The following is a 19,096-nucleotide window of genomic DNA, read 5'->3' on the forward strand; positions in this document are numbered from 1 at the left end:
CCACCGATTGATGGAGCCGCTGGGCTACGTCCCGCCGGCCGAGTTCGAGGCCAGCTACCATCGGGGGTGATCTCGGTTTTTCCTGAATCGTCGACGTAAATGCGATTCAGCTGTGGGGACAACCACTTACCGCAACCCAAACCGTCCAGCGTGGATGGTCACCCCCTGCTCGAACTGGTTTCGCTTTCGGAGACTCAGTTCTCTCCGGCCGGCTCATCAGCCGGCACTGTGACGCTGGAAGCCGGCGCAGACACGGAGACCTCTGCCACAGCAGTCGATACACCAGTCCTCAGCCGAGCAAGGGCCAGGGGCTTGGACGAGCCGAGCATCAAGCCCGTGGCAAACCGAGGCTCAGCGGCTTTGATTTCGCGGACTTGGTCACGCGTTAGGCCAGTCGCGAACAGGTGCGCCACCTTCTCCGCCAACTCAGGGGAGATGGTGACGAACTTGCCGGGAGCGATTTGAACTCGCTTCATGCGCGCACCTTCATAAGCGCAACTCTAGTCGCACGGAGAGTCGCTGGTACTGCGTCCAGCCACGGCGTTGCGACCGCTCCGGCGTCGCTCGGCAGGGCTGTTCCGGGTGGAGTAAATCCCGGGTTGTTAGGGTTTGCAGCAGTGTCAACCTTGACAGTTACGCAAGCGCAGACCGGTCCCTATAGTCGCCCGCGTTCCTGATTGGGGGTGTCGTGGCGAGCTACCGATACAAGTACCTGGGTAAACAGCCTCTTCCGAAGATGTCGGAAGCCGAGGCTGCCGAGCACTGCACTCTCACTGAGGAGCAGATTTCGGCGCTGCCCTCCATCAGCCGGTTAGACGAAGACGGCAACCTCAAACGCGGCCGGCCGCCGCGCGACCTGCGCCTGGGTTACGCGCTTCAGCTTGTCCATCTGGCCCTCACTGGACGGCAAGCAGGTGCCACGGACACCTTCCCGCCCAACATGGTCAAGTGCCTGTCCAACCAGATTGGGGCGGACTCCACGGCCATCGCCACCATCAAGTCCATCTACAAGGGCAAGGTAGGCAACACAGCCGACACCTCCGTCGAGCGAGCGCTGCGGGAGCAACGAGCTTGGGCGCGCGACACGCTCGGATTTGTGAACTACGACGCCGACGTGGAGAAGCAGCTCACCTCCACGCTGGCCCTGCGGGCCCGAGATGCGGCTACGCAGGCCGAGCTGACGACCTTCGCCGAGGAATGGCTCTACGAGCATCGCGTGGTTCTGCCCGGCAAGTCGACGCTGGAAGGCCATTCAAACGCGGCGTTCAGAGCCATCGAGACGCTGGCGCAGGACGTAATCAACGCGGCCATCAAGCCGACCCGCCAGCGCATGGTCCTGAAGACCATGTTCGAGCCTGGCCCCACGGAGGGCACCACCGTCCTTGAGTGGCTGAAAACATCGGCCGGCAAGCATGGCGTCAAGAATCTCGAGGAGGTGTCGTCCCGCGTCGACTACCTGCGCACGCTTGGCGTCGACCAATGGAACATCAGTTCCTTGTCCCAGACCCGCATCCAGGCCTTTGCGCAGCGCGTGGCTCATCGGCCGCCCTCCGAGACAAGCCGGCGCGTGCTGGAAACGCAGATCGTCGAGGTCGTGTGCTTCCTGAAGGCCACCCTGTGGGAGCTGACCGATGAGGTCATCCACCGGATGAACCGCCGCACTGGGGACCTGGTCCGTCAGGGCGCCAAGCGGCTGCAGGGGAAACAGGCCAAGCGCAGTGGCATCTATCGGGACTCGGTCCAGTCGATCGTCAACCTCGCCAAGGACGCCACGAAAACGGCCGACGAGCGTATCGCTGAGATCCTGAAGCTGGGCACTGAGGTGCTCAACATGCCCAAGGTCAATCACGCTGAAGTCGTGCGTGAATACCTCGTCGAGCAAGGCGTGCGGGTGTCGACCGTCCTGGACACCATCGACTGCCTGAACATCGAAGGTGATGACGCCAAGACAGACCTCAAGCTCGTCGAACAACTCAAGCAGCTGCGCAAGGACGGGCTCAAAGAGTTGCCCAAGGACTGGGACTGCTCTGCGGTGGACGCACGCTGGCGGCCTCTGGTCGATAGCGAGGATCGCGTCGCTGCTTTGAACGCCTTTCGGGCCTGCGCTGCTCAGCGCATCCGCAAGGGCCTTCTTGGCGGCCGCCTCTGGGTGAATCACAGCGCCAGCTTCCGCAGCCGAATCGACAGCCTGATACCCGATGAGGAATGGGAGCGCGACAAGGAGAAGATCTGCAAGGCGTTCGGCCTGGAGATGGATGCGAAGGTGGCCATCAGCCGTGCGAAGGCTCTGCTCAACGACGGCTTGGCCCGGGTGGCTGAGGATGTTGCCAAGGGTCTCCTGGAGATCGATGCCGAGGGCTCAGTACACATCCCTGCTTTTGCGGCGCTGCCAGAAGATAAGGAGCTCACGAGAACAAAACAGGATCTCCAGAAGAAGATCGGGGCGGTGCAGCTGCCCGACCTGATCTTGGAGATGGACGCCCAGACGCGTTTCAGTTCCAAGCTGCTCGGGCGGGACGCCAAAACTGCGAATGAACTGATCTCGCTCTACGCCGCGTCACTGGCGCATGGCACGGAGATCGACGCCAAAGCTGCAGCAGCCATGGTCAGCAGCGTATCGGTGGCCGAGGTGACGGCTTCCATGCGCTTGCTGGAGACGCCCGGCCGCCTGCGCGCTGCCAACAACGCCGTGGTGGCCTACCAGCAGAGCCACCCCATCGTGAAGCACTGGAGCGACGGCAGCAAGGCGTCGGCGGACATGATGGCCTTGGACGCCACCCGGCACCTTGGCATGGCCCGTACCGACCCGAGGCGCAAGACACCGGCGGCCGGGCTGTACACGCACGTTCTGGGCAGCTACCCGATCTTCTACGACCAGCCCATCGTGCTCATGACCCGCCAGGCCGGCGCGGCTGTCGAGGGCGTCGAGCGCTACAACAGCACCACCAGCGAAGACCGCATCAAGATCCAGTTGCTGGCTGTCGACACCCATGGCTATACCTACGGGGCCATGGCGGTCGCGAAGATGCTGCGTTTTGACCTGTGCCCGCAGCTGGCGGGCTTGCCGGACTGCAAGCTCTGGGTGCCCCGCACCACCAACATCCCGGAGCCGCTGGACCTGGTCGCGCTTCCCAATGTGTCTGAACGCGCCATCGAGCGCGGCTGGGACCTGATCTTGCGCCTGATCGCCTCCATCCTGACCGGGCGCGTCAGCGTGAGCTGGGCGCTGGCTCGCAACGGCTCTGCCGCCGTTGGGGACAAGCTTCATCGGGCGCTGGATCACTACGGGCGGCTGCTGCGCTCCATCTACCTGTGCGACTACTTCACGAAGGAGGAGTTCCGCCGTGAGATCCATACCCTGCTGAACCGCGGTGAGTCGGTGCACCAGCTGCAGCGGGCCGTGTACTACGGTCGCCTGGCAGCCGAACGCGGCCGCAGGCGCGACGAGCTCAAAGCGATTTCAGGTTCGCACGTCCTGCTCACCAACCTGATCATTGCCTGGAACACCAAGAGGCTCAGCGAGATCTATGCCGAATACAAGGCACAGGGCGAAGGCGTCACCGACGACATCATTCGGCGGATCGGGCCGGTGTTCTTCGGCAACATCAACTTTCGCGGCACGATGAGCTTCAGCATCGAGAAGTACGCAACGGTCCTACTCAGCAACGCCGAAGAAGCATCGAACGACAAGCGCCGAGCCGCCTGAACTTGCAACGTCACCATCCTGGCCTGCCTGTTCGCCGGCCGAGCTGCCTCGGCTCTGTGGACCCGGTGCAACGAGTCATGGGTGATCTTCCATCAGGCCTTGGTAGATCTGACCGGCCGCCGGCGGCAGGAACGCATCCAGCGGCCTGGCTTTGACGACCGGCGCGCCCTCGCCAGCATTGAACTCCGCGAGGTTCAAGCCGCACCACACCAAAGCCAGATCCTTGTCGCTCGTACACAGCACCGGGCGCCCGGTCGGAACTACGGCAAGCAGGGCCGCGAAGGCCTTCAAGCTGCGCAAGTCGGCCATGGCGTTGAACGCGTCCTGGCGGCTGTAGCTCGGTACGGTGAACTTGAGAGCGCGCTTGGCAGCGTTGCGGCCGCCGCTCACTGCCGCCGCGCTCATGGCACATGCCACGGCGATGTCGGTCAGGGACAAGCCACGTCGGCGCGCCGCTTCGGCGATCGCGCCCATGACCGATGGCAAACGTTCGCGGCTGACTTGGTGACGCAGCAACGGTGCAGTCGCCAGTAGGAACTCGATGGTGCGCTCCGACGGGGCGCGCTGCTCCTCAGCAAGCTGCTTGATCGCCGCCATGACCTCGGGCGCATCGCCAATGATGGTCGCCTGGGGCAGCAGCGAGCGGAGCAGCCCGACGTGTTCGGCCATCTGCGATTCGATCTGCGCACCTGTTGGGTACTCGCGCTGGTTGCCCTCCAGGGCCAGCAGCACCGGGTTGATTCGGGCGTTGGGATCGTCCAGCCAGTCGACGAAGTCGCGGCCAACCTTTTCCATGCCGCCCGCCTTGAACCGCCCGCGCAGCTCCGTCAGCGTGCACCGGTCCGGCATGATGACGTTGCCGGTGGTCACCGCCAGGCCTGCCGGTAACCAGCCCCCGCGAACCAGACCGATGTGCCGCACCGTGATGTCGGTGCCAACGGTGGTTTCCAAGAAGCTGGCATTGCCCGGCGGCATCTCCTCCATAGAGCTTTTCACCACCTGGGCGTCGAGCAGCTTGAGGGTGATGGGAGACGCTCGGTTGAGCGTGCGAGCGACCAAGGCGTCATAACCCATCGGCGCCAGGTCGCGGCCCTCAATGAGTACTTCACGACCAGTGGGCTGCCCATCTGGACCGGTTTCTTCGTAGCGAACGTATCTCATGCGCCAAGGCTACCGTCACGACGACCAAAAGACGCTGCGGTTCAATTGCGCAGATCCAGTCACTGACTTGCATCGGGAGCCTCTGCGAAGATCTGCTCAAACAAGCAGAGGGAGAAAAGCGTGATCTTTGGAGGGGCCGATGGGTCTGCGGCGAGCGCCGGGACAGCCGCCGTTGCGGGCGGATCAGCCATGCTTCGAAGGGCCTGGCCCAGTTGAACCGTGCCTCTTGATCACTTCGTTCCCCAGGTTCACCTGCGGCATTTCTATGCCCCTGGTGACCAGAGAATGGTCGGCATCCAGAAGGCCACGCTGCAAGCCTTCCCCTGCAACTCGCAGTCGCAGTGCCGTGTCATGGACGGCAGCACTAACGAATTCCTCTCGGAGCCTCGCGCCATCGAGGAGCTGCTGAAAGACGTCGAACCGAGATACGGCAGCGCCATCGCCAATCTGGGCGCTGGGAGCATCGGAGCTTTCGAGATCTTCGCCGTGTCGGGATTCGTTGCCATGGTCTTCCTGTTGTCTCCCACAGGCCGCCGCCTCGGTTCGGCACCGATGGACGCGATAGGCAACGTGACGGCCCGCATGCTCGATGCGCATGGCAAGTTCGGGCCACCGCCGCCCGGGCTTGAGGGCACCAGCCTCACGGATTTGCTGGATTCGGGCCAGGTCGAGATCAGCACCGACGATCGTTACCCACAGGCTATCGGCGTCACCGCCTTCCACGACCTGATCAACAGCCTGGGCAACTGCAACTGGGAAATCCTGGCCAACCGCCACGCCGACAGCCCCTTCTTCACCAGCGACTTCCCAATCGCGTTGGAGACGACCGCCGATCTTCAGCTGACGAACAAAGTGGTGCCGCTGTCCCCCAACCTGGCTGTCAGGATCTGGCCGACGCTGGGCGGTCACGACGTCCCGCAGGACTTCAGTTTTCCTCGCGCGAGGTGGCGCTTCAGGTCACTGAGCCGGTCCGAGGTCCGTCACATCAATTCGCTGATCGTCCAGGCGGCCGACACCGCTGTTTACTGCCAGCAGCGTCTGGCATGGACGGACGGGTTCATCGAACGCCACCGCCATCACCGCGTGGATGCCATCGTCCAGAAGTTTCCTACCGGCAACGGCGTGCTGTTGATGAGCGCGCACCGCATCGTGTCCTACCAACATCCGCCAGTGGCCGGGAGTCGCAGTGGCTGACAACGTCTGTTCGGAATGCATCGGAGATGACGACCTCCAGCGCTGGATCCGCCAGCAAGATGGCCCGCGCGGCTGTGATTTCTGCGAGCGGTCCGACGCGCCCACGGCCGACTTCAGGGCCTTTGCCGATCATGTCGAATCGCACCTGCATCGATGGTGGAGCTTGGCCGTTGACGAACTTCCCTACGAATCCCGCGAGGGTGGCTACCAAGGATCTGAGCTCTGGGACACCCACGACGTCTTAGACGAGACGCAACTCGAGTTCCCTCGTGATCGCAAGGACGTGTTGCGCCGGGCCTTGGTGAGCGCGTTGCCCGACCAGACCTGGTGCGAGTACGACTGGACGACGCTGGACTTTGATCGTGCGCTTGGCTCGAGCTGGGACGAGTTCTGCGACACCATCAAGCACCGCCGCCGATTCTTCTTCCAGGAAACTGGTCGCGATGACCGTGACTCCTATACGCCGGCGAGCTTGCTGGCCACCATCGCCCGCATCAGCTCCCGACTTGGGCTGATCCGCAACATCGCTGCAGGGACCACGCTGTGCCGTGCCAGAACCGATCTCAAGAGCGATGCTGATGCCAACGCCGCGGCGTTTGGCCCCCCACCGGTGAAGTACGCGACCCAAAGCAACCGGATGAATCCGCCCGGCATCCCGATGCTCTATCTGGCGTCCAGCGCCACGACGGCATTGATGGAGACGCGGGTCGAGGCCGCCCATGTTGGGACCTGGCGAGCGCTCAGGCCGCTTCGCGTCCTGGACCTGCGCACGCTGCCTCCCATACCAGGCTTTTTTGCCGAGGACGATCGCGAGGATCGGCTGGCAACGAAGTTCCTGCGTGAATTCGCGGCCGACATCATGGTCCCAGTGGAACGAGACGATCGGGTCCACATCGACTATCTCCCATCACAGGTGGTCACGGAGTTCATGCGCGACCACGACTTCAAGGGTGGGCGCATCGACGGCATTGCCTATGGAAGCACTGTCCATAAAGCCGGCTGGAACGTGGCGCTATTCGCGTCGGCGCGCCAGCTGGGTTTGGACGAACCTGGCTGGGGGCGCCCGGTTGAGCCTTGGCTGGAATTCGTGGGCGCCGACGTAGCCAAGCAGTTCCCATGAACGACTCAAGCGACCCATCCATCCAGCCCCACGAGCGCTACCGAGTGGCCATGGTGGAGATCAAGCAGCGCCTGCGCGCCATCGACCGGGTGCTGGGCGCCAAGAAGCCGCGGACTCTGACGGCAGACCTCGACAATGAGTTCATGTGGCTGCAGGTCCGCAAGATCGTGGAACTGGTCGCCTTCGGAGGTGTGATGGCCGACGAGGGCCGCTACGCCACGCTGCGAGCGGAGGCAAAGGACAACCCGAACTACCGGCGCGACTGGAAGGTCGGCCAGATCCTGAGGCGCCTGGCTGAGATCACGCCTCACTATCTGCCCAGGCCGTTGGGCGACATGCTGCTGCTGAAAGACGGCACCAAGCACTTCGAGGCTGGCAAGGAGAAAGAGGCGCTCGAGAGGTTTGTCGAGATCTACGAGGTGGCCGGGGAGTTCCTGCACGCCCCCAATCCCTTTGACGAGGAAGGCGTCGAGCGGCGCCGGCTGCTGATTGAGCAATCCCGGGTACGGCTGGAAACAGAGGTCAAGTATCTGAAGGACGTGCTCTGGATTCACGTCAAGATCGGCCTGGCCTTCGAGCCTGGCAAGGACGATGTCAGACTGCCGGCCAACCCTGAGACCGCTTGGATCGTGCTGTTGGGCCCGGCTGACGATGACGAGGTGCGCATGGCGCTGGCCAACGCGATGCCCGAGTGATGGAGCGCCGCCACGGTAAGTGGCCGGCCACAGGCATCCCATGCTGAAATCGGTCCAAACCAGGGAGATCCGATGCGACTGCTCGAAAACTTGATGATGGCGGTGATGGGCGCTGTGCTGAACCTGCACAACTTCCTGCAGGGCATGAAGGCCCATCGCCACGATGATCACTACACCGCCGAGGTGAAGGCGCTGCGCAGGGGCTGGTTCTATAGCCTCGTGATCGGCTTGGGCACCGGCGTGGTCGCCATGGCCGTCCAGCACTTCCTGGACGTCGTCGCCGCTCAGCTCGCGCCGGCCACAGGCCTCATGCCCTTGCAGCAAGGCGTCTCGTTGATTGCAGGCGTCATGTTGTTGTCGTCGGCGCTGTCGATGGCCTATTTCACCTATCGGCTGGTGCGCGTCGAACTGTTCTGACGCCAGCGGTTCATCTAGCTGACCACGCCGCCGCCGATCCTTCCCAACAGCTGCTCAACGATCTCTAGGCGACCCTGCTGCACCAGGTCGATGGGCCTTTCTCCAAGGCCGAAAGAAGGGGTGATCAGCCATTGGCCGAGCCACGGCTCCAGGTCACCGGCGGCCAGCGGAGCGATGCTGGCCAGCAGGCGCCGATAGTCCGGCGTGGCCGCGAAGCGGTCCAGGCGGTCCAGCAGCTCACGTTGCTCGGCGATGAAGGCCGCAATGCTTGGTCCCATCATGAGCCCAGTCTCCGGGTGAGTGCCATGGCTACTCGGCAGGCTGCATCTGCGCCCAGAACTGGTCGCTGATGTCGATGCCGCCGGACAAGCCCAGCTGCGCGGCGCCGTTGCGGATCGCCATGCACTCCAATGGCCGGTGTTCTGGCGGTCCGAGGAGCACGTATCGGCGTCCCGATGCCGTCGTTACCGCGCGCTCTGACATGTCGAACCATGCGAGGGCCGAAGTCAGGCGAACCACAGCGCGGTCGGCCTGACGGTCTCGGAGCGTGCCGAGATGGAGCTCGCCGGATGGCGCCTTTATCAGGCGCCAGGAGTCGACGTTCAAGCTCGGTTCGTGCTCGGGTGGTGGTGCGTCGCGCTCGTTCTGGAAGGCTATCCCGATATCTTCAAGTTTTAGAGCCGTGCTGGCCGAGTTGTCATTGCTCATGGTTGTTGAGGTTCACCGGTGGCGACTGGCCTTCGCAGCGCGCTGACGATGGCATCTACGTGATCCGCTGTGAGGCCGACGCCGGGCGTGCAAAAGACCACGCGACCAAACAGCGGGCACTGGGGGTGCTCGTGAACGGACGTGAGCTGGTCTGCGCTGTTCAGGTCATCAAGCACGACAAACGGTTCGCCTTGGTGATGGGTGTTGAGCCAGTGCAGGATCTCAGCTCGCCGCTCGCGGTAAACCCGTTTTGGAATGCATCGCCAGGCGTTTCCTGCATGCAGGTTCTCAGCGACGAACTGGAGGCCGCCTCCAACCAACACCATCACCATCTGTTCACGGGACAGGTGTTCGCGCCAAGTGCTGCTGATCACGTACTTCGCGCCCTCTGATCGTCTATGGGCCATCGCGAGTGCGTTGCGCGCGGCGGGGCTGAAAAGAGATGCCAGCTCCTGCGAACTGGGTATCTCGCCGCGCCCAAACGCCAGAGATAGGCTCAAGCAAGCCTCGGCCTGGCCAATGCACAGCACTTCGTCCAAGTCGAGAAAAACCGTTCGACATGGGCTTGCCATGTTGTTGGCCGTGCGCGGGCCGGTCGGGGTGGCTGCGTCGTCCATCTCGGCCACGCTTACGTGACGCTCTTGCGGGCGCCAGCGCGACGAGAGTGGCGACTGCGAGGCTGCGCCCGCCGCTGGCGCGTTGTTGCCGGCGGGGAGATGCGCAGGATCAGTTCCTGCTCGATGGGCTCCTGATGGTCAGGCACCATGCCGCAATCGAATTTCTCGCCGGCCGTGTCGGCCAGCACCACACTGTGTCCAGCGGCTGACCGGCAGCGCCACACCTCACGGATCTCGCGCGAGGTCCATTGGCCGCTCGGTGACTGCCAGGCCGGCATCATGCAGACAAGGCCCTTGACCCGGCCAGGCTCCAGCGTGCCGAGCAACTCCGCCAGATCGGAATCCCAGGCGATACACAGCGTGCGGGTCAGGGAGCAGTCCGGATGCTCGGGGTCGATGATCTCCACTGACACGAGGAACCAAGGCGCGTGCAGGGTCAGCTCGACGATGCGCCAGTGCTGGCTGCCCGGATGGGTCAGATCGGGAGGGAACGGGAACTCGTACTCCGGCTGGGAAACGAACATGTCGCTGTGGCCGTGAACAGTCAGGGGTTCAGCGGCTCGATTGTTGAACTCCAGCAAATTGTTCCGACGGCCTCGCCATATCCAAATTCTTGATATGGCGGCGGGTCAGCTACGGTGCGAAGCTGAGAGAGACCCATGTTCAAAAGTCTGCACAGCCGTCACAACAAGATTTACCTGGACAAGCTCCGCCAGCTGCGCGAGTCGCGCCAGCTTCGTCAGGCCGACCTCGGCAAGCTGCTGGGCCGCAGCCAAGGATGGGTGAGCTACGTCGAGTGCGGCGAAACCACCCTCGACATCATCGAGCTGCGCCAGTGGCTCGATGCGCTGGACTACAAGTTCATGCGGTTCGTGAAGGAACTCGACGCCGAGCTGCGCGAGCTCGAAAAGCTGCGCCTGCGCAAGCCGCGCCAGCGCCGCCCACGTGGCGCGCTGATCCAGATGTTGCAGGGCGTGCCGCTCGACAAAGTCCTGCCAACGCCGGCGCCGAACCGCAAGGCAGTCAACAGCAAGGCCACCAAGAGCCGTGTTCAGCGATGACCACGACCGAGGAGCGGCGTCGCAACCTCATCTGGGGACGCGAGACCTTGGAAGAGCTGGCCCAGGACAGCGTCGTGCCACCTGAATGGCGCACTGAAGCGGCCGCCCTGTATGCCGGCTATCCAGCCCTCGAGCGGTTGCAGGACAGCGATGACGGCGATCTCAGCCGGCTGCAGGAGGAGCACATGCAGATCCTGTTGGCCGCCAAGTGGCTGTTCATGCAAGTCCAACATCACGCGTCCAGCACGGAGCAGCGCAAGTACAGCCTACGGGTGGTTCTCAGGCACTTCGTCTGAGGGGCGGCCGGCCACGGAACTTGCCTATTCGTCGGCCTCGTCAGGGCGCAGCAGGCCGGGCAGCTGATTGCTGCGGATGCGCTTGTCCAGACGCTTCACGAACTTCTCGAGCGTGGTGCCGCAGGCCTGGCACCACAGCGCCAGTTCGAACACGTCGACCCTTCGCTTGCCGGCCTCGCAACGGCTGACCAGGTCCTGGCCGACACCCAGTGCAGCGGCCAGCTCGCGTTGGCTCCAGCCTTTTTTCTCCCGGAGCTCCTTGAACTCCTCGAGGAAGAGCGCGTATTTGTCGTTGTGAAGCGGGCTTCTCATCCAGCAGCGGTTGCTTGTGCAACCGGGCAGGATCAGAGAGATGTCGAAATATGGGAAAACGCCATCAAACCCAGAGCGTTGGCGGCAGTTGATAGCCGATCCCGCCGGCTGCGTGACAGCGGCTCACGGTAGGTCTGGTGGCATGGGCTTGCGACTACCAAGGTTGGCAGCCTGACTTGGCCATTTCCTGTTTTTCTCAAAAATGCGGGGGAAATTCGGCCAAGAATCAATGACTTAGCGCTCGCCCACAGAGGCGTCCATTTATTTTTTTCTCAGTTGCCGACGAAATTCGGCTTCCAGGAGAGTGCTCTGCGCGCGTCGCCGCAAATTTCCCGCGCGGGAAATCAGCCCTGGAGTTGGCTGAGCGCGGCGTAGATGCGTGAGGCCAGGTCCACGATCAGATGGACTGCCGTGCGGGTGGTTGGGTCGACGCGTGAACCCGCAAGCGCCGCGGCTGTCAGCCGACACGCGCTGGTCACCCGCTCGGCGGCCTCCACGATCTCCGCGTCATGCCGCTCCATGGCAACGGTCAGGCGCAGCACCTGCAACTGCTGGTCGACCTCGGCCAGATGGCCAGCCAGCTGGCGCTGCCAAGGTTTCGCGCGCGAAAGTCCCGACTTCAGCAGCGTGACCAGCTCATGCAAATCGCGGATGAGTCTGGCCAGACTGGCAAGAACGGACGGATCCAGCTGCATGTCGATCAGTCGTGCGCCATCCAGAATATGTCGTTCCAAGACGACACGACCCGTACCGCTTCCCGGGCAGGTGCCTGATCATGTCGTCCATGAACGACATCGTGCGCATCCCGGCCGATCTGGGGCCAATGCTCAAGCGGGCGCGGAAAGCGGCTGGCCTCAGCATCACAGACGTGGCCGCCAAGGCCGGTCGGGTCCGCGATGTGATCTATCGCCTGGAGTCTGGACACGACACATCGGTGGCCTCGCTCTTCGCTGTGCTGTCGGTGTTGCAGCTCAACATCCGACTGGAGCCGGCGCGCATGCCGACCCTCGAAGAAGTTAAGGAGCGCTTCGGAGCCGACGAAGACGAATGACGTCGAGCGCCAGGCGCCAGGCCAAGCCGCGGACCTCCCAGCTGTAGCAGGCAAGCTCACGATCCGCTGGGCTTGCGACGGCTCTTGGCCGGCGTTTCAGAGCCCGTCGTGCGCGGCGTCAACCTCTCGACCATCGCCCTGAGGGTCTGGGCCTCGGCTTCGTGCCTTGCCCCCGCCTGCTGGGTTTCGTTGAGCCTCTGGCGAAGCTCGGCGGCCTCGCGTTCCAGCGTCTCCTGGCTTTCCAGCGCACGAGCCAGCGCCGTGCTCTTGGCGCTCAGCTCCATCTGCGCTCGGGTGGTCGCTTCAGCCTGTTCCAGGGACCGCTGACGTTCACGGCCCTCTGCCTCAGCCAACTTGTCGCGCAGGCCCTCGGCGGCCTTGTCGGCCCGTGCCCGCGCTTGACGCTCCTGATCGATCTCCAGGAGCGCCCGGCGCTCGGCCGCGCCAGCGCGCTCCTGCGCTGCCTCGATGTCACCTCGTGCCTTGGCCAAATCCGCGCTGAAGGCTTCTTGGTGGCGCTGCAGCTGGATCCGGGCCTGTTCGATCTGGGCCTGCATTTCCTGCGCGCGGCCCTGCGCGCCGGCGTGGGCGCGACGCTCGGCTTCCAGGTCAGCCTGCACGGCGCGGAGGGCTTCGTCACGCTGGGCAATCTCACCACGCAGTTGCGCCATGGAATCCTGGGCCTCAAGGACGGCCTGCTCGGCGGTTGCCTGGGCCTCGCGAGCCCGCTCGGCATCGGCCTGCAACTCGAGCCGTGCCCCAGCGAGTTCGGACCTGGCAACTTCTGACGCCTGGCGCCATAGGGCCGCAATGGCCTCGGCCGCCGTCGCTTTCACTTCGTCCGGCAGATCTGGATGCTCGATGTCGACACGTGCCTTGTGACGGAGGTCGTCCCAGAACTTGCCCACTTCTTCGGTCGGTACGTTCATCGACCCGCGCCGCACATACTGGTAAAGCTTGTTGGCGGTTGGCGTGATCCCGAACCTGAAGAACAGCAATGCGCAGACCTCGCGGTACAAGGCTCGCGTATCGCTGAATTTGGCCTTCAGGAGTTCCACTTCGGCCAGGATCTCGGATTCGGTGCTCATGGCGTTGATAGTACGGCGTAATACGTTAGATATCCAATCCCCATAACAGGACTTTTGACATTATTGGTATAGTGTCAAAAAGCTCTGAAAAGCGGTCGAACGAAATGCGTGAGTCCGAAAAACCGCCTTCGACGGATGCGCTGGCTCTCGCCGAACTCGCGCCGCTCGGCGAAATCGTCGTGCTCGATGGCTTGTCAGGTCGAGACGGCACGAATCGCTCGCACTCAGGCCATCAGCAGATTTCTGCGACCACCGACCAGGAAGCTGTGCTGGCGTGGTTGGCCCGGTTCGCTGACAGCGCCAACACGCTGGCGAACAGCCGCCGCGAGGCTGAACGCCTGCTGCTGTGGAGCATCAGCGAGCGAGCAAAGCCGCTGTCATCGCTGGCTCACGAAGACCTGCTGATGTACCGGCGCTTCCTGGCCAATCCGTTGCCGGCCGAGCGGTGGGTGATGCCGCAGGGACGAAGGCTGCCAAGGCGCAATCCCGCCTGGCGGCCGTTTGCCGGCCCGCTGTCAGAAGCAAGCATCCGCCAGTCCATGATCGTGCTGAACTCAATGTTCACCTGGCTGGTGGAGGCCGGATACCTGGCCGGCAACCCCATGGCGCTGAGCCGTCGCCGGCGAAAGGCGCCACCACCACGCGTGACGCGTTTCCTGGAGGCCGACCTCTGGGATGCCGTCCGCCAGACCATCACGGCCCTGCCGCAGGAATCGCCCCGCCAGCGCGCGGTTTACTCGCGTGCGCGGTGGCTCTTCACGCTCCTCTTCCTGGGCGGCCTGCGGATTTCGGAGGTCGTTGGGAACGGCATGGGTGACTTCTTCATGCGCTCGGACGCCAAGACCGGTGAGCAACGTTGGTGGCTGCAGGTGCTTGGCAAGGGCGAGAAGGAGCGACTCGTGCCAGCCACCACCGAACTCATGGTCGAGTTGATGGCGTACCGGCGCTCATTGGAGCTGAGCGACCTTCCGCCGCCAGACGAGCCATCCCCAATGCTGTTCCCTGTGGCGTGGCTCCGGTCCAAGCATCCGACGCCGGCCTGGCCCCGGCCCATGACGCGCAGCGCGGTGCATGGCATCGTCAAGGAGGTCTTCGAATTGGCTGCCGAGCGATGGCTGAAGGACGGCCGCGGCGAGGCCCAGGCCGAGAAGCTGCGCTCGGCGTCATCACACTGGCTGCGCCACACCGCTGGCAGCAACTTGGCCAACGGGATTGAGCTGCACCACGTGCGCGACACGCTGGGCCACGCAACGATTGCGACGACGAGCATCTACGTGCACGGTGAGGACGATGCCCGACACGCGGCGGTCAGCTCTGCACACCGGATTAGCTGGTAGGCCTGTCAGGCCGGACTGCGGCTATCCAGGGTCGGCGCCGCCTTGCTGGCCGGCAGCCCACGCGCCGTAGGCGGCCTTCAATTCCGCTTTGATGTCGTCGACCTGCTCGACCACGGGCCGGGCGTCGGTTCGCACGGCCGCCACATGCCGAGCTGAATTGATGACTTGCCACGCCGGGTAGTCGTGAAATGGGTTCAGACCGATCAGGTTGCCTTCAAGGCCGCTCGTCGACGGCGCAAGGCCTGCCAAAAGCGCAAAGGCCGCGCCAGCTCGGTCGGCGTCCCATTCGTTGAGGTACAGCAGCAAGGAACTCAGGGCCAGCAAGGCATGGCCCGCGGCTCCCCAGTCGGAAACATGCCCTCGGAACAACGTAGGTGGCTTGGTGGCGGCGACCTTGAAGACGTAGCCCGCCGCGAACCCCGCAACCAGGATGACCGCCTCGTACTTTTCCCGCAGCACAGACGGGTCCAACACAGTTGCCCCCGCATGCTGTTCCAACAGCTGCAATGGCCGCTTGAGCGTGCTGCGCCTGAAATGGACGCGGAACTGGACGGCCTTGAAGAGGTGCTTGTTTCGGCTCTTCCACTCTCGGTTCGCAGCCCGGTCCCAATCGAACCCAGGCAGACGCCCGTGCTCGGGGCTGAACGGCAACTGATCCGGAGACCAGCCTTCCTCAGTCGCCTGCATGTCCGCGCACCATTGCAGCAGCGCCGGCGTGACGTCCAGCGTTACCGCGTGCCGAGCGCGCTCTTCCAGGAACCACAGCCGCATCTCACGCATGTCCCCCTGCGTGAACATGCCGCCTTGAATGCCACGGCAGACCAGGTCCCGAACGGCGCGCGTCAAGGCGGATCGGTCGCTGGCGAAGCTGGCCAGATAGTCGTTGCGCCGCTCCTTGCCCTCCTCGACAAAGTCGCAGAGGGGATGGTGGGGGTTGGCGCCGCCTGCTGTCCCGAAGCGGAAATGCGCCTGGCCCACAGGCTTGCCGTTCGCTCGAGACAGAGCGCCCCGAACAAGGAGCGCTCCGCGCGCGCGACAACCGCTGCACTCGATGTCACGGGTCGCCTTTGCCCGAAGTTCATCGGGCATCGCGAGGAGCTGCGGATCCGCTTGGGGCGAGTACGCGTTCAGCGCCAGCCACTGTTCAAGGTCCAGTTCGCGCTTGGCTTCGTTGGAATACGCAGTGATCGGCATCGCTCCCTCCCATGCTTTATTGGCGCCGCGCTGTCGGCGGCGTTCGGCGATTATCCGAAGGCAATCGGAGCGACCACAGGGAGAGTTTTATGGGAGATGCGCGTCGACGTGGCACACCAGAGCAGCGCAAGGCTGAAGCCCTTGGCCGACTGAAGACTGAGTTCGTGTCGGGACTCGGCGTCATGGATGCCAATCGGCGACAGTTCCTGCAGGCAGGCTTGCAGCCCTTTCTGGACCGGATCGGCGCCGAGCAATGGCAGGTGCGGCGGTCGCTGATCCTGCAGTCGCTACGTGATCGCGCCCCAGGGCCAATGCTGGAGACGGCGCCCTCCGTCCGGATTCGAGACGACGAGATCGGCTGGTACCTGTTCCTCGCCCAACAAGCCTTGGACGACCCGGCGTGCACGGACATCAGCCAGGCTCAGCGAATCCTGCCCTTCATCGTTGGCCTCGGGTCCAGATGGCACCACGCAGGCAAGGTCGAGGGTCTTCACCGCAAGCTGGGTGAGCTTGTTCACGACTACAAGCAGGAGCCCGACGGCCTGCTGTTCGAAATCCTAGTGGCGCTGGCCTACGCCGAGGCCGGCTGGCAGGTGACGCTGATTGAGGAGGGGCCAACGAAGACGGCTGACATGCGCGTGCAGCGGGGATCGCAAGAGTTCTTCGTGGAGTGCAAGCGCCAGGAGCGGTCCACGGACTACGCCTTAACCGAGCGCAACCTGTTCTTGCGCCAGTGGGACCGCGCCAAACCTCTTCTCCTGGCAAACCGTCAGTGGATCTGGATGCGGGGCGATTTTCACGTCGAGCTCAAAGACCTGCCGCCTTCGTTCCTCGAAGACGTGCTTCGGGCGGGCCTGCCGCTTAGGCGCCAGGAGGAGGTCCTGCACGACAGCGAGCTGGCAACCATCAGGGCGCGGCTCATCGACCGCCACGCGGTCCGGCGGCACTTCGATCGATATCAAGTCAAGGCGAACTCGCCGATGCTCGCCAAAGTCCTGGGAGGTGACTGGGCGCCTGAGAACTCGGCCACGACCATCCAGCACATGGTCAAGACGTCTCATCTGGCCTGGTGTGACGTACCTGTACTCGGGACCTACATCGCCGACGTGGCCTACGCGAGCGGCTTCACCCGTGAGGTCGACGCAGAAGCCTCCATCGACAAGAAGGCCAAGGACATCACGAAGCTGTTGTCGAAGGCGGTCAAGCAGGTGCCCGCCGACCGGCCATCCATCATTCACGTCGCCGCGGAAACCATGGAGGGTGCGGCCACGGAGCGGAGAAGGACGGAGAAGGTGATGGCGCGTGTGCCCGCTTTCATCACCGAGAAGCCCGTGGTTGCAGTGCGTTTCCACCGCCTGCTCGGCAACCAGCGCAGCGATCTGATGTTCGAGATGGACGAAACGGTCGACCAATTCCAGATCGATGGGGTCGACCTCACGGCCGTGCCGCACACGGTGGTGGTGCCATCTAGCACCCCAATGAGATCAGGCAGTCACTGGAACCTGTACCCGTAGCGCCACGAAGACGAGTGCCGACGCCAGGTGCCGCTTGTTTGGCATGTTTGTGGATTGCACAATCCACACATGGAGCCCACCGCCACCACCTACGACGAACTGCGAGGGGCGTACGACTTCTTCAACAAGGCACTGTTCGAAGACAAGCTGCCGCCTTGCCTGCTGACGCTTCAGCGCGAGAAACGCACCTACGGCTACTTCAGCGCCGCACGCTTCGGCAACCGCTCTGGCCACACGACCGACGAGATTGCCCTCAACCCTGAGTACTTCGCCCTAGTCCCGGTGATCGAGACGCTGCAGACCATCGCCCATGAAATGGTCCACCTCTGGCAGGCGCATTACGGCGCGCCCGGCCGCGCGAGGTATCACAACGCGCAGTGGGCGGACAAGATGGAGTCCATCGGCCTGATGCCGTCCAGCACCGGCGAGCCGGGCGGCCGGCGGGTTGGCGACGTGATGGCGGACTACGTGATCCCGAACAGCCGCTTCGTCGTGGCCGTCGACGAACTGGTCGGCAAGCACCGGTTCGGCATTACCTGGTTCGACCGCTTCACACCGCCCCAGCCGCTGCATCCCGTGGCCACGGCCGAGAAGCTGGGGCCGGTCACCGCCAGCGCGCTGGCTATCGCCTCCGCTGAAGGTGTCCAGGTGGTTCCCAAGGCCCTGGCCGCGTCGGCGGTTAACCGCAGCAACAGAGACAAGTACACCTGCCCGGGCTGCACCATCAACGTCTGGGGCAAGCCGGCGTTGCGCCTGGCCTGCCTCACCTGCGGGCTTGAACTTGTGCCCGAAACCCTGGACGCTCGCGAATTGGTGCTGGCCATCGGCCGCTCCAAGCCGCGTTCCCCGCTTACCCCCTCACGGAGACGCTCATGACCACCATCAGCCGCATCGAGTGGACCGAACAGACCTGGAACCCCGTCGTGGGGTGCACCAAGATCTCCCCGGGCTGCAAGAACTGCTACGCCGAGACAATGGCACGGCGCCTGAAGGCCATGGGTGCGCCCGGCTACGAGAACGGCTTCACGCTGACGCTGCTGCCGAACCGGCTGGGCGATCCTCTCAAGCGCAACAAGCGGACGATCTACTTCCTGAACTCGATGTCCGACCTGTTCCACGAGAAGGTACCGGACGCCTACATCGAGCAGGTGCTGGACGTCGTCGCGCGCACGCCGCAGCACACTTACCAGATCCTCACCAAGCGTGCCCAGCGCATGGCGCGCTTCTTCGCCCGCGGCCGCCAGGTGCCGCCGAACGCCTGGATGGGCGTGTCTGTCGAAAACCGCAAGCATGGCGTGCCGCGCATTGACCACCTGCGCCAGGTGCCCGCCCGCATCCGCTTCCTGTCGGTCGAGCCACTGCTGGAGCACGTGGGCCCGCTCGACCTGGCGGACATCCATTGGGTCATCGTCGGCGGGGAGTCCGGAGCGAAGGCGCGGCCGATGGACCCCGGCTGGGTCGAGGACGTGCGCCGGCAATGCGAAGAGCAGCGCGTGGCCTTCTTCTTCAAGCAATGGGGCGGCTGGGGCGCAGACGGCAAGAAGCGGTCCAAGCATGCCAACGGCCGCGAGCTGCTGGGCCGGACGTGGGACGCGATGCCCGAGGTCGAAGCCTTGGTGTGACCC

General features: G+C 63.9%; 22 protein-coding genes. 12 read left to right on the forward strand and 10 right to left on the reverse strand.

Annotated features, from left to right (window positions below; genetic code table 11):
- Positions 1 to 194: 194 nt before the first annotated feature.
- Complete coding sequence (locus ASD35_RS27340) at positions 195 to 476, reverse strand: hypothetical protein (protein WP_157275640.1); 282 nt, start codon at positions 474 to 476, stop codon at positions 195 to 197.
- 260 nt (positions 477 to 736) lie between these two features.
- Here ASD35_RS27340 and ASD35_RS17880 point away from each other — a divergent pair, with 260 nt between their 5' ends.
- A complete protein-coding gene (locus ASD35_RS17880; RefSeq protein ID WP_082580261.1) occupies positions 737 to 3,706 on the forward strand; it encodes a Tn3 family transposase in 2,970 nt (989 codons plus the stop codon).
- A 75-nt stretch (positions 3,707 to 3,781) separates the two neighbouring features.
- On the opposite strand, the gene ASD35_RS17885 is transcribed toward ASD35_RS17880, so the two are convergent.
- Complete coding sequence (locus ASD35_RS17885; protein ID WP_157275641.1) at positions 3,782 to 4,867, reverse strand: hypothetical protein; 1,086 nt, start codon at positions 4,865 to 4,867, stop codon at positions 3,782 to 3,784.
- Positions 4,868 to 5,086: 219 nt separating this feature from the next.
- On the opposite strand from ASD35_RS17885, the gene ASD35_RS17890 reads away from it, so the two are divergent.
- The 4 genes from ASD35_RS17890 to ASD35_RS17905 all read left to right on the forward strand — a co-directional run bounded on the left by ASD35_RS17890 (position 5,087) and on the right by ASD35_RS17905 (position 8,293).
- Positions 5,087 to 6,061 (forward strand): DUF4238 domain-containing protein, encoded by a 975-nt coding sequence (locus ASD35_RS17890; RefSeq protein ID WP_082580262.1) that lies wholly within the window; start codon positions 5,087 to 5,089, stop codon positions 6,059 to 6,061.
- Entirely contained in the window at positions 6,054 to 7,181 is a 1,128-nt protein-coding gene (locus ASD35_RS17895; RefSeq protein WP_056876333.1) for a HEPN-associated N-terminal domain-containing protein, read from the forward strand. Before ASD35_RS17890 ends, ASD35_RS17895 begins: the two co-directional genes overlap by 8 nt.
- The gene (locus ASD35_RS17900) at positions 7,178 to 7,876 is read left to right on the forward strand and encodes a hypothetical protein (protein WP_056876334.1); all 699 of its coding nucleotides are present in this window, start codon (positions 7,178 to 7,180) and stop codon (positions 7,874 to 7,876) included. The genes ASD35_RS17895 and ASD35_RS17900 overlap by 4 nt, the downstream gene beginning before the upstream one ends.
- A 72-nt stretch (positions 7,877 to 7,948) precedes the next feature.
- Positions 7,949 to 8,293 carry a hypothetical protein gene (locus ASD35_RS17905; protein WP_056876335.1) on the forward strand — a complete coding sequence of 115 codons (345 nt, stop codon included), beginning with the start codon at positions 7,949 to 7,951 and terminating at the stop codon, positions 8,291 to 8,293.
- A gap of 14 nt (positions 8,294 to 8,307) precedes the next feature.
- Here ASD35_RS17905 and ASD35_RS17910 read toward each other — a convergent pair whose 3' ends face one another.
- From ASD35_RS17910 to ASD35_RS17920, 4 genes are read right to left on the reverse strand one after another with little or no spacing between them, the layout of a single operon-like run.
- Complete coding sequence (locus ASD35_RS17910; protein ID WP_056876336.1) at positions 8,308 to 8,574, reverse strand: antitoxin Xre/MbcA/ParS toxin-binding domain-containing protein; 267 nt, start codon at positions 8,572 to 8,574, stop codon at positions 8,308 to 8,310.
- Positions 8,575 to 8,602: 28 nt separating this feature from the next.
- On the reverse strand, positions 8,603 to 9,001 hold the full coding sequence (locus ASD35_RS27345; protein WP_157275642.1) for a hypothetical protein: 399 nt from the start codon (positions 8,999 to 9,001) through the stop codon (positions 8,603 to 8,605).
- On the reverse strand, positions 8,998 to 9,618 hold the full coding sequence (locus tag ASD35_RS27350) for an HAD domain-containing protein (RefSeq protein WP_157275643.1): 621 nt from the start codon (positions 9,616 to 9,618) through the stop codon (positions 8,998 to 9,000). Before ASD35_RS27350 ends, ASD35_RS27345 begins: the two co-directional genes overlap by 4 nt.
- 11 nt (positions 9,619 to 9,629) lie before the next feature.
- Complete coding sequence (locus tag ASD35_RS17920; RefSeq protein ID WP_157275644.1) at positions 9,630 to 10,142, reverse strand: hypothetical protein; 513 nt, start codon at positions 10,140 to 10,142, stop codon at positions 9,630 to 9,632.
- A gap of 135 nt (positions 10,143 to 10,277) precedes the next feature.
- On the opposite strand from ASD35_RS17920, the gene ASD35_RS17925 reads away from it, so the two are divergent.
- Both ASD35_RS17925 and ASD35_RS17930 read left to right on the forward strand, forming a co-directional pair.
- A complete protein-coding gene (locus tag ASD35_RS17925; RefSeq protein ID WP_056876339.1) occupies positions 10,278 to 10,679 on the forward strand; it encodes a helix-turn-helix domain-containing protein in 402 nt (133 codons plus the stop codon).
- Complete coding sequence (locus ASD35_RS17930; protein WP_056876340.1) at positions 10,676 to 10,975, forward strand: BPSL0761 family protein; 300 nt, start codon at positions 10,676 to 10,678, stop codon at positions 10,973 to 10,975. The genes ASD35_RS17925 and ASD35_RS17930 overlap by 4 nt, the downstream gene beginning before the upstream one ends.
- Positions 10,976 to 10,999: 24 nt before the next feature.
- Here the strand turns inward: ASD35_RS17930 and ASD35_RS17935 are convergent, their stop codons facing one another.
- Entirely contained in the window at positions 11,000 to 11,287 is a 288-nt protein-coding gene (locus ASD35_RS17935) for a helix-turn-helix domain-containing protein (RefSeq protein WP_056876341.1), read from the reverse strand.
- A gap of 344 nt (positions 11,288 to 11,631) precedes the next feature.
- Positions 11,632 to 11,982 carry a hypothetical protein gene (locus ASD35_RS17940; protein ID WP_056876342.1) on the reverse strand — a complete coding sequence of 117 codons (351 nt, stop codon included), beginning with the start codon at positions 11,980 to 11,982 and terminating at the stop codon, positions 11,632 to 11,634.
- A gap of 89 nt (positions 11,983 to 12,071) precedes the next feature.
- Here ASD35_RS17940 and ASD35_RS17945 point away from each other — a divergent pair, with 89 nt between their 5' ends.
- A complete protein-coding gene (locus ASD35_RS17945; protein ID WP_235538390.1) occupies positions 12,072 to 12,338 on the forward strand; it encodes a helix-turn-helix domain-containing protein in 267 nt (88 codons plus the stop codon).
- A 56-nt stretch (positions 12,339 to 12,394) separates the two neighbouring features.
- Here ASD35_RS17945 and ASD35_RS17950 read toward each other — a convergent pair whose 3' ends face one another.
- The gene (locus tag ASD35_RS17950; protein WP_056876344.1) at positions 12,395 to 13,426 is read right to left on the reverse strand and encodes a DNA-binding protein; all 1,032 of its coding nucleotides are present in this window, start codon (positions 13,424 to 13,426) and stop codon (positions 12,395 to 12,397) included.
- A gap of 104 nt (positions 13,427 to 13,530) precedes the next feature.
- Between ASD35_RS17950 and ASD35_RS17955 the strand changes: the two genes are divergently transcribed.
- Positions 13,531 to 14,763: a tyrosine-type recombinase/integrase gene (locus tag ASD35_RS17955; RefSeq protein WP_056876345.1), complete on the forward strand. Its 1,233-nt coding sequence runs from the start codon at positions 13,531 to 13,533 to the stop codon at positions 14,761 to 14,763.
- A 21-nt stretch (positions 14,764 to 14,784) separates the two neighbouring features.
- On the opposite strand, the gene ASD35_RS17960 is transcribed toward ASD35_RS17955, so the two are convergent.
- Positions 14,785 to 15,957 (reverse strand): hypothetical protein, encoded by a 1,173-nt coding sequence (locus ASD35_RS17960; RefSeq protein ID WP_056876346.1) that lies wholly within the window; start codon positions 15,955 to 15,957, stop codon positions 14,785 to 14,787.
- An 89-nt stretch (positions 15,958 to 16,046) separates the two neighbouring features.
- Here ASD35_RS17960 and ASD35_RS17965 point away from each other — a divergent pair, with 89 nt between their 5' ends.
- From ASD35_RS17965 to ASD35_RS17975, 3 genes are all read left to right on the forward strand, one after another.
- Positions 16,047 to 17,471 carry a hypothetical protein gene (locus tag ASD35_RS17965; RefSeq protein ID WP_157275645.1) on the forward strand — a complete coding sequence of 475 codons (1,425 nt, stop codon included), beginning with the start codon at positions 16,047 to 16,049 and terminating at the stop codon, positions 17,469 to 17,471.
- Positions 17,472 to 17,540: 69 nt separating this feature from the next.
- Complete coding sequence (locus tag ASD35_RS17970) at positions 17,541 to 18,347, forward strand: SprT-like domain-containing protein (RefSeq protein ID WP_082580263.1); 807 nt, start codon at positions 17,541 to 17,543, stop codon at positions 18,345 to 18,347.
- Positions 18,344 to 19,093, forward strand: a complete 750-nt coding sequence (locus tag ASD35_RS17975; protein ID WP_056876348.1) for a phage Gp37/Gp68 family protein — start codon at positions 18,344 to 18,346, stop codon at positions 19,091 to 19,093. Before ASD35_RS17970 ends, ASD35_RS17975 begins: the two co-directional genes overlap by 4 nt.
- Positions 19,094 to 19,096: the final 3 nt, after the last annotated feature.

The sequence above is a fragment of the Pelomonas sp. Root1444 genome (genome assembly GCF_001426885.1).
Taxonomy (GTDB): domain Bacteria; phylum Pseudomonadota; class Gammaproteobacteria; order Burkholderiales; family Burkholderiaceae_C; genus Pelomonas.